1 protein-coding gene is annotated in these 846 nt (G+C 65.7%); it reads right to left on the reverse strand.

Annotated elements, in window-relative coordinates; translation table 11 throughout:
* Positions 1-6: 6 nt before the first annotated feature.
* Complete coding sequence (locus tag D456_RS0123355) at positions 7-771, reverse strand: IS5/IS1182 family transposase (protein ID WP_017578591.1); 765 nt, start codon at positions 769-771, stop codon at positions 7-9.
* Positions 772-846: the final 75 nt, after the last annotated feature.

Here is an 846-nt window from a genome sequence, read left to right on the forward strand (position 1 = left end):
CCCTTTTCATCCTGCTTCTCGGATTTGAAGTACGAGCACAGCTCGGGTGATCTCTCCGGCCCGGTGCGGGCAGCATCGCAGCCGACGTAGGATATTCCAGTTCTTGAGTTGGGCGATGGCCCTCTCACCAGGTGAGCGGAGCTTGGCGTGCTCGGAGTTGGTGTCTTTCTTCCACTGCGGCTTGCCCCGGCCCTTGAACGGGCAGAACACTGCCTCCGACAGGCCCATGTACCCCTTGTCGCCCAGTCCGAGTAGGCCCGCGGCCTTGATGCGTTCGGCGATCTTCCACACCCGGGCGGCCCTGGTGTCGTGCACTGATCCCAGCAGCGACCACGAGGTCCACACGAGCTCCCCGTCCGGTGCGGCCACCACCTGGACGTTCATGCCGTGTTGCTTGTGCTTGCCCGAATAGAACGGGCGGTCGGCCGCCACACGGTCGCAGGCGATCAAGGTGCCGTCCACGATCACGTACCCCCACCCCTTGCGGCGTGCGCGGCGTAGTCCTTGTTCGAGGGTGGGTGCCTGCTCGGCGAGCAGGGCCGTGGTCTCGCGCACGTAGCGCCAGGCGGTCGTGGTGCCCACCGCGAAACCGGCCGCGACCTGGTTGAACGTCTCGCCTTTGTGCAAGTGGACCAGTACGAGCAGGGCCTGCTGTGCGGGGTCCAGGCGTCGCCATCGGGAACCGGTTTTCTTGCGGTGGGCGCGGATGGTGCGGGCGGCCAGGTTCAGAGTCCGGCGTGACAGGGGCAGCGCGGCACGGTAGAACAGCATGTGGAGCCTCTGGTGGGGCAGGTTTTCTTGGTCGTTAACCCGTCTACCAGGGGCTTCTTGCTGTTCGGGAGGGGG

The organism is Nocardiopsis kunsanensis DSM 44524 (assembly GCF_000340965.1).
Lineage (GTDB): Bacteria > Actinomycetota > Actinomycetes > Streptosporangiales > Streptosporangiaceae > Nocardiopsis > Nocardiopsis kunsanensis.

Excerpts from the sequence above, each read along its gene's own strand:
- D456_RS0123355 (WP_017578591.1), bottom strand. The coding sequence starts at position 771 with ATGCTGTTCTACCGTGCCGCGCTGCCCCTGTCACGCCGGACTCTGAAC.